General features: G+C 60.0%; 7 protein-coding genes. All 7 read right to left on the bottom strand.

Annotated features, from left to right (window positions below; translation table 11 throughout):
• Positions 1–844: D-hexose-6-phosphate mutarotase (locus tag D8U70_RS14655; RefSeq protein WP_130929163.1), on the bottom strand; the 844-nt coding region annotated here is incomplete at its 3' end.
• Positions 845–1,152: 308 nt separating this feature from the next.
• Positions 1,153–2,502, bottom strand: coding sequence for a carbohydrate porin (locus tag D8U70_RS14650; RefSeq protein ID WP_076563920.1), 1,350 nt, complete (start codon positions 2,500–2,502; stop codon positions 1,153–1,155).
• 221 nt (positions 2,503–2,723) lie between these two features.
• Positions 2,724–3,884 (bottom strand): sn-glycerol-3-phosphate ABC transporter ATP-binding protein UgpC, encoded by a 1,161-nt coding sequence (gene ugpC, locus D8U70_RS14645; protein ID WP_130929162.1) that lies wholly within the window; start codon positions 3,882–3,884, stop codon positions 2,724–2,726.
• Between the two features lie 2 nt (positions 3,885–3,886).
• Positions 3,887–4,732, bottom strand: a complete 846-nt coding sequence (locus D8U70_RS14640; RefSeq protein ID WP_039758116.1) for a carbohydrate ABC transporter permease — start codon at positions 4,730–4,732, stop codon at positions 3,887–3,889.
• The gene (locus D8U70_RS14635; RefSeq protein WP_016773533.1) at positions 4,725–5,633 is read right to left on the bottom strand and encodes a sugar ABC transporter permease; all 909 of its coding nucleotides are present in this window, start codon (positions 5,631–5,633) and stop codon (positions 4,725–4,727) included. The genes D8U70_RS14640 and D8U70_RS14635 overlap by 8 nt, the downstream gene beginning before the upstream one ends.
• Before the next feature lie 213 nt (positions 5,634–5,846).
• Entirely contained in the window at positions 5,847–7,148 is a 1,302-nt protein-coding gene (locus D8U70_RS14630) for an ABC transporter substrate-binding protein (protein ID WP_024014061.1), read from the bottom strand.
• 118 nt (positions 7,149–7,266) lie between these two features.
• On the bottom strand, positions 7,267–8,526 hold the full coding sequence (locus D8U70_RS14625) for an AGE family epimerase/isomerase (RefSeq protein ID WP_130929161.1): 1,260 nt from the start codon (positions 8,524–8,526) through the stop codon (positions 7,267–7,269).
• Positions 8,527–8,593 lie beyond the last annotated feature (67 nt).

The following is an 8,593-nucleotide window of genomic DNA, read 5'->3' as shown; positions in this document are numbered from 1 at the left end:
CCCACGCCTGCAAACTCAAATGCGCCTTCTCCCCCGGCGCCAGGTGCAGGCTGTCCGTGCCACCCACCGCTGCTTCCACGCAGACGAACTCGGAAACCTCGTCCCAACTTACCCCCAGCAACGGCCGCGCGCCGGGATGCCAGACGACGGTGTCGCCGCTGTCACCGGTATCGATGCACAACTCGCGCTGCCAGGCGTGATCCTTGAGCTGCAATTCGCCGTCATGATGGAACACCCGCTGACACCCGCCATCGACGCGCAACTCGCCTTCCTGCTGGCAAACCTGACGATTCAATTGATCATAACCCTGCGCGCCTTCGAGGCCAGACAGCGCTATCTCACCAACATCACCAATACGCCAGTAAGCGTGCAAAGCCTGGCTCAACTGGCACGGCATGTCGTCCTGATGCTCGGTGCTCAGGCGTAATTCCATGCGTTCGCCAAGGTGCGCGTGCAGGTCGACCTGCCAATCGCACAGCTGCAATTGCCAGTGCAGGCGCACGCCGTCTTCGGCGCTGCTACTGTCGAGCAACTTCCAGTCGAGCAGACGCGCCCAACCGTGCGACGGCCAGGCGTTTTCGCTCGGATGACGGCCATACCACGGCCAGCACACCGGCACGCCACCGCGAATCGCGCCGACATGCGGCCACTTCGCCGCGCACCACAACCACGGCTTCTGCCCGCGCGGCTGAAAATGCAGCAACTGCGCGCCCTGACGACTGAACACCGCCTGACACAGCGGATGATCGATCACCAACACGTCGCGCATCTGATAGCGCTCCCAGGCGAACACCGGTCGCTCGCGCAGGGATTTGAAGAAGCGTTGCAGCGGATGCTCATGCATTGGCTACGGTCCTGAAAATCATGGGGGTACAATTACCTTTGTGACCCTTGAATACTGTGGCGAGGGGATTTATCCCCGTTCGACTGCGAAGCAGTCGCAAACCTGGAAAACGGCCTCTCGCTGATACACCTCAGTGGATGGCTTTGGGGCCGCTTCGCAGCCCAGCGGGGATGAATCCCCTCGCCACAAAAAGCTCTCCAGCCACAAAAAATCATCAAGCAACACATCTGACCTGTGTCACAAAAAAAAGCGGACAGCCTGGGCTGTCCGCAAAATGCGCACATAGAGAGGAGCTTATCGCAGACGCGTCAGAACGTTGACTGAATTTTCAGGCCAGCGACCAAAGCGTTATCGACTTCATCCACACCGCCCGGATGGGTGATGTATTGCAGGTTGGGACGCACGGTCAGCCAGTTGGTGACATGGATGCCGTAGTTGAGTTCGTAGTTGTACTCGGTCTCACGAATCGGCGAGAACGCGGCGTTGTCGTAGTCGGACACACCGTTCGCAGCGTTCAGCAGTTCAGCGTTGCGCTTGACGTCCTTGTTGACGTGGATACGCGCAGCGCCAATACCGATGTCATCTTTCGGACGCGCATCGAACGGGCCTTTGTAGACAAACATCACCGACTGGTAGTTGTCGATGAAGTTGGTGTCCTTGTCGTGGAAAGTCGCGTTGGCAGCGATGTTCAGACCGCGAGTCGCATCACCGTTGTGGCTGGTGAGTTGCTGTTGCGCAACGAACCAGTAACCGCTTTTGCTGTTGTGCGACTTGTAGTCATCACCGGTGGTTGCCGCGTCGAAACCGTTGACGTCTTCGCGAACGTCGTCGGCATCGGCCGTGCTCTTGTAGTAACCGACGCGGTATTCGCCCGGCAGGCTGTTGACCTTCGGCGACCAGACCAATTCAACCGGCAGCACGGTACCTTTGGTGCCGCTGCCGCTGAGCTTGAAGCCGTTGCCGTGTTCCAGCTGCGACGGGTTCTGGTTGTACGCACCGATCTGCGCGTAGAGCTCGTCGTTGATGTTGTACTTCACACGGATCGCGGCCTGGCTGACGGGCCAGTTGTACCAGATGTTGGTCGCCCAGTTACCCACTTGCGAACCGCAGAACGCCAGGTTCTGGAAGTCGCACGGGAAGGTGTTGAAGTCTTCGCCTTCGCCGAAGTAACCGGCCTTGACGTCGAGCTTGTTGTCGAAGAACTGGTGCTGGATCCACAACTGGGTCAGACGCACCATGTGGCCACGGCCGTAGACTTCCTGCGAGGAGCTGAGGGTGCCGGCACGCGGATCGCCAACGCGGTCGTTGGAGATGTTGTAGCCGTTACGGTTGGTCAGCTGGATCTTCGCTTGGGTGTTGTCCCAGCCCCACAGTTTCTGCAGGTCGAGGGCCACGCCCAGACCGAACTGGTCGGCGTAACGCGCAGTCTTGTCGTCGTTGTAGCCACCGTTCAGGTTGGCTCCCATCTCGCCAACGTAGTCGGCCTTGATGTCGATACCCTGCTCGATCAGCTTGGTGCGCTCGCCGCCCCAGTCGCCGGTCATCCACTTGGAGTCGGAGCTGAACGCATCCGCCGCCATCGCATTACCGGCCAGCACCAGTGCAGCTGCCGCTGAAACCTGGCAGATCAACCGGGCATTGACGTGTTTCTTTTTCATCCCTACATCCTCGTCTTTATTGTTATTAACTGTTTTTATCTAACGCGGTTTACATAAAGTGCGACGAATGACAGGCCATTCACCGCGTGCTCCTTTTTGTGGAACCGGCCCTTGTGGGAGCTGGCTTGCCAGCGATGCGAGCGACTCGGTCTGTCGCCAAACCGGTTTGATGCCATCGCTGGCAAGCCAGCTCCCACAGGACCGCATTCCAGCATTGTTTTTCAGCGGCCTTTGAACTGCGCCACATTCGCCGACCGGGTCTCTGTCTGCACCTGGCCCGCAACGCCCAGGCGCTCACCGGTATTGGCGTCGAACAACAACACTTTCGATGGATCGAACTGCAGCGTCAGGCTTTCGCCCACCTGCGGTGCCACGTCCGGCGCCAGTCGGCAGCAGACCTTGGTGTCATTCAGATTGACGAACACCAGGGTGTCCGGACCGGTCGGTTCGGTGACCTGCACTTCGGTGCGGATGCTCGGCAGACCATTGCCCTCGCCGTTCGCCAGAACGATCTGCTCCGGGCGCAGGCCAAGGATCACTTCGCGGTCTTCAAGCCCGGCGTCCTGCATGCTCATCGGCAATTCGCAGCGCGCCTGGCCGCTGTCGAGCAGCGCCAGCAGACGACCGTCCTTGCGCTGCAAACGCAGGGGAATGAAGTTCATCGGCGGCGAACCGATGAAGCTTGCGACGAACAGGTTGGCCGGGTCGTTGTAGATGTCTTTCGGCGTACCGAACTGCTGAATGATGCCGTCCTTCATCACCGCGACCTTGTCGCCCAGAGTCATCGCTTCGATCTGGTCGTGGGTCACGTAGACCGTGGTGGTTTTCAGGCGCTGGTGCATCAGTTTCATTTCGGTGCGCATCTCGACGCGCAGCTTGGCGTCGAGGTTCGACAGCGGTTCGTCGAACAGGTAGATCTTCGGCCGCCGCGCCAGGGCACGGCCCATCGCCACGCGCTGTTGCTGACCACCGGAGAGCTGGCCCGGCTTGCGATTGAGCAGGTGTTCGATCTGCAACAGCTTGGCCACGCGGGCGACTTCTTCGTCGATCGCTGCCTGCGGCATCTTGCGGATCTTCAGGCCGAACTCGATGTTCTCGCGCACGCTCATGGTCGGGTACAGCGCGTAGGACTGGAACACCATGGCGATGTCGCGATCCTTGGGGCTCATGCCGCTGACGTCCTGATCACCGATCATGATCGCGCCGCCGGTGATGGTTTCCAGACCGGCGATGCAGTTCATCAAGGTCGATTTGCCGCAGCCCGACGGGCCGACGAGGATCAGGAATTCACCGTCCTTGATCGACAGTTCGATGTTCTTCAGGGTGTCCGGCAGGCCGGCCCCGTAGGTCTTGTTTACGTTGCGAAGTTCAAGCGTAGCCATGATTACCCCTTGACCGCGCCGGCCGTCAGCCCGCGCACGAAATACTTGCCTGCGACCACATAGACCAGCAGGGTCGGCAGGCCGGCGATCATCGCCGCTGCCATATCCACGTTGTATTCCTTGGCGCCGGTGCTGGTGTTGACCAGGTTGTTCAGCGCCACGGTGATCGGTTGCGAATCACCGCTGGAGAACACCACACCGAACAGGAAGTCGTTCCAGATCTGGGTGAACTGCCAGATCAGGCAGACCATGATGATCGGCGTCGACATCGGCAGAATGATGCGGCGGAAAATCGTGAAGAAACCCGCGCCATCCAGACGCGCAGCCTTGACCAGCGCATCGGGAATGCTCACGTAGTAGTTGCGGAAGAACAGCGTGGTGAACGCCAGACCGTAGACCACGTGCACGAAGACCAGACCGGTGGTGGTGCTCGCCAGGCCCATCTTGCCGAGGGTGAACGAGGCCGGCAGCAGCACGGTCTGGAACGGCAGGAAGCAGCCGAACAGCAGCAGACCGAAGAACAACTGCGAACCACGGAAGCGCCACATCGACAGCACGTAACCGTTCAACGCACCGATGGCGGTGGAGATGATTACCGCCGGTACGGTGATCTTGATCGAGTTCCAGAAGTAGCCGTCAACCGTGGCCCAGGCCTTGACCCAGCCGATGCCGCTGACCACGGTCGGCCAGCTCAGCAGGTTGCCGGTGCTGATGTCTTCCGGGGTCTTGAAGCTGGTCAGCAACATCACCACCAGCGGCACCAGATACAGAAACACCGCAAGGATCAGCACCGCGTAGATTGCGATGCGGCTCAAGCTGATAGCGGGTTTGGCAGCAAGACTAGTCATGACGCTTGGTCCTCAGCTCGGAATACAGGTAAGGCACGATGATCGCGAGGATCGCACCGAGCATCAGAATCGCACTGGCCGAGCCCATGCCCATCTGGCCGCGACTGAAGGTGAAGGAATACATGAACATCGCTGGCAGGTCGGAGGAATAACCCGGACCGCCGGCGGTCATTGCCGCAACGAGGTCGAAGCTCTTGATCGCGATGTGCGCGAGGATCATCACCGCACTGAAGAACACCGGACGCAGGCTTGGCAGCACGACTTTCCAGTAAATGCGCGGCATGCTCGCGCCGTCGATCTGCGCAGCACGGATGATCGATTGATCGACGCCACGCAGGCCGGCGAGGAACATCGCCATGATGAAGCCAGAGGCTTGCCACACAGCGGCGATCACCAGGCAGTAGACCACGCGATCAGGGTCGATCAGCCAGTCCAGACGGAAGCCTTCCCAGCCCCAGTCACGCAACAATTTGTCCAGGCCCATGCCCGGGTTGAGCAGCCATTTCCATGCGGTACCGGTAACGATCATCGAGAGCGCCATCGGGTACAGGTAAATGGTGCGGATAAAGCCTTCGCGACGGATGCGCTGGTCGAGGAACACCGCCAGCAACACGCCGATCACCAGGGTAATGCCGATGAACATACCGCCGAACACGGCGAGGTTCTTGCTCGCCACCCACCAGCGATCGTTGTCGAACAACCGCGCATATTGCGCCAGGCCGGCCCACTTGTAGTTGGGCAGGAAGGTCGAGGTGGTGAACGACAGAATGAACGTCCACAGGATGTAGCCATAGAAGCCCACCAGCACGATGAACATGCTCGGCGCCAGCACCAGTTTCGGTAGCCAGCGCTGCAATGCATCGAACGGCGAGGCCTTGCTGAACACAGCAACAGAACTCATGGGGAAATCCACAATAAGGGTTTACGAAAGCATTCCCTTGCAGAAGTGAGCCTTGTGGCGAGGGGATTTATCCCCGATCGACTGCGCAGCAGTCGCGAAATCATTACATGCGGTATTTCAGACACTGCACCGCTGCAACTTTCCGGGGTCGCTTCGCAACCCATCGGGGATGAATCCCCTCACCACAAACGCCCACTCCTACAGGGCCAAGCATTACTTGGCCGACTGAACCGCCGCGCCGAGTTTCTTCGCCGCATCGGCCGGGTCGGCTTTCGGGTCGTTGATGTAGTTGGTGACTACGTCAAAGAACGCGCCCTGCACGGCCAGCGTGGTCGCCATGTTGTGCGCCATGCTTGGTTGGAGGCCGCCGGACTTGGCGTCCGCGAGGAAGTCTTTGGCAGCGGTCTGTGCGCAGGAGTCGAAGCCGAGCTTGTCCATGTTGTTCAACATGTCGTTGCGTACCGGGATCGAGCCTTTGTTGATGCTGAAGACTTTCTGGAAGTTCTCACCCAGCACGACTTTGGCGATGTCCTGCTGACCGGCCGCAGTGCCTGCATCCTTCTGCTTGAACACGGCCAGCGAGTCGATGTTGTAGGTGAACGCCTTGTCGGTGCCCGGGAACGCTACGCACTCGTAGTCCTTGCCGGCGACTTTCTTGGCGGCGGTCCATTCGGACTTGGCCCAGTCACCCATGATCTGCATGCCGGCCTTGCCGTTGATGACCTTGGCCGCTTCGAGGTTCCAGTCCTGGCCTTTGCCGTCCGCGTCCATGTAGGTCGCGACTTTCTTGAGCTCAGTGAGCGCCTTGACCATTTCCGGGCCGGTCAGCGCTTTGTTGTCGAGATCGACCAGGGCTTTCTTGTAGCCATCCACGCCCATGACCGAGAGCACCACGGCTTCGAACACGGTGCTGTCCTGCCAAGGCTGACCGCCGTGAGCGAGCGGAATGAAGCCCGCCGCTTTCAGCTTGTCGCCGGCCGCGTAGAACTCTTCGAGGGTGGTTGGATTCTTGGTGATGCCGGCTTTCTTGAAGACTTCCGGGTTGATCCACAGCCAGTTCACGCGGTGAATGTTCACCGGCACGGCCACGTAATCACCGTCGTACTTCACGGTATCGGAGACTTTCTTGTCGAGCAGGCTGTCCCACTTTTCCGACTTGGCGACGTCTTTCAAAACGTCGGTGTCGAGCAGGCCGGTCGACGCCCATTCCTGGATGTCCGGGCCTTTGATCTGCGCTACGCCTGGCGGGTTGCCGGCAACGGCACGGCTTTTCAGCACGGTCATGGCAGTCGCACCGCCACCACCGGCGACAGCGCCGTCCTTCCAGGTGAAACCGTCTTTTTCGACTTGGGCCTTGAGCACATCGACAGCGGCTTTTTCGCCACCGGAAGTCCACCAGTGCACGACTTCGACCGAACCTTTGGAATCGGCGGCGGAGACACTGAGCGGCAGGATTGCGAGCGGGAACAGGGAGGCGACAGAAATGACAGTAGCGAGGCGAGAAATCGCATTCATTCGAGATGTACCTTTCTTGTTGTTATGCATTGCAAGTCTGGTGCTTGCGCTGCACGGAGTTTAAACAGAGCGTTTCGCTTCGCAGGTAACGAAGGGACGCGTAAATGTCACGACATGGTTACACAGCAACAGGCCGGGACGACTGCGCCAAAGCCGTGGCCATGCTTGGCGCCAGCGGCAATCGTGGAATCAGCACAGCCTGCCAGGCGTGATACAGATCGGGCTTGCCCGGCCAGATATCGGCACTCGGCACATTCTGCGGATTGAGTTCGTGGTGCCAGCTGCCGTTGCAACGGTCGATGAAATTCGTCTCGCAGAATTCCCAGAACAGCCGGTACCAGGTTTCGTATTGCCCGTCGCCGGTGCGTTTGAGCAAGGCACTGGCGGCGGCGCTGGCTTCGGCATGCGTCCAGTGCAGACGATGGCGAACGACAGCCTGGTTATCCCAGTCGAGGGTGTAGACGATGCCCGGCGCGCCATCGACATTCCAGCCGTGGCGGCAATTGTTTTCGAAGAGTTTTTGCGCATCAGTCGCCAGCCAGCCCGGCGTAAGCATGCCGGCCTGTACCCGCGCGGCTTCAAGATGCAGGAGCAAGCGCGCCCATTCGAAACCATGGCCCGGCGTGGTGCCGTAAGGACGAAAACCGTCAGCCGGATTGTCGTGGTTGTATTCGCGCAGCGGTTGCCAGTCGCGATCGAAGTGTTCGATGACCATGTAGTCGTTGGCAGCAGCGTGGCCATGGATTACTCGTTCGACGATGCGCTGGGCGCGTACCAGCCAGCGCGGATCTTCGGTGACATCAGCCAGCGCGAGGAATGCTTCGGTCGCGTGCATGTTGCTGTTGGCGCCGCGATAGGCTTCTTCTTCGCTCCAGTCGCGATTGAAGAATTCGCGCATGGCGCCCTCTTCTTCGCTCCAGAAATAAGTGTCGATGATGTCGATGGCGTCATCGAGCAAGGCCTGGGCGCCGGGCCGTTGTGCGACCACAGCGGAGCTGGCGGCGAGCGCGACAAAGGCATGTAGATAGGCGTTCTTGCCGGTGTTGTCGTCGCGATGTTCGGCAACCGCAAACCAGCCGCCGTGCAACGCATCACGCAGTGGCCCGCGCAACGCGGCGATACCGTGGTCGACCAGCTCGGCAAACCCCGGCAGGCCCTGAATGTGCGCCATGGCGAAGCTGTGGGTCATGCGCGCGGTGTTCATGGTTTCGGCTTGCGCGTGCGCCGGCAAACGGCCGCGCTCGTCGAGATTGCCGAAGCCTTCGGGCAGTCGTGATGCCTTGGCGAAATCCAGCAGACGCAGGCCTTCGGCGGCTAGCCATTGCTGGTGGGCAGGGGCGTTCAGCCAACTGCTGAAGTCTGGGTGAAAGGTGTCCATGGCGTGACCCTTTTTTGTTGTTAGGACTGCGGGCAGTCTAAACAACGGGCCGGGGCGGGCTTGTAAC

It is taken from the genome of Pseudomonas sp. Sample_20, from assembly GCF_004307585.1.
Taxonomy (GTDB): Bacteria; Pseudomonadota; Gammaproteobacteria; order Pseudomonadales; family Pseudomonadaceae; genus Aquipseudomonas; species Aquipseudomonas atacamensis.
The sequence above is the reverse complement of the archived record's forward strand: the minus strand, read 5'-3'. Positions and strand labels throughout refer to the sequence as shown.

Excerpts from the sequence above, each read along its gene's own strand:
- D8U70_RS14650 (WP_076563920.1), bottom strand. The coding sequence starts at position 2,502 with ATGAAAAAGAAACACGTCAATGCCCGGTTGATCTGCCAGGTTTCAGCG.
- ugpC (WP_130929162.1), bottom strand. The coding sequence starts at position 3,884 with ATGGCTACGCTTGAACTTCGCAACGTAAACAAGACCTACGGGGCCGGC.
- D8U70_RS14640 (WP_039758116.1), bottom strand. The coding sequence starts at position 4,732 with ATGACTAGTCTTGCTGCCAAACCCGCTATCAGCTTGAGCCGCATCGCA.
- D8U70_RS14635 (WP_016773533.1), bottom strand. The coding sequence starts at position 5,633 with ATGAGTTCTGTTGCTGTGTTCAGCAAGGCCTCGCCGTTCGATGCATTG.
- D8U70_RS14630 (WP_024014061.1), bottom strand. The coding sequence starts at position 7,148 with ATGAATGCGATTTCTCGCCTCGCTACTGTCATTTCTGTCGCCTCCCTG.
- D8U70_RS14625 (WP_130929161.1), bottom strand. The coding sequence starts at position 8,526 with ATGGACACCTTTCACCCAGACTTCAGCAGTTGGCTGAACGCCCCTGCC.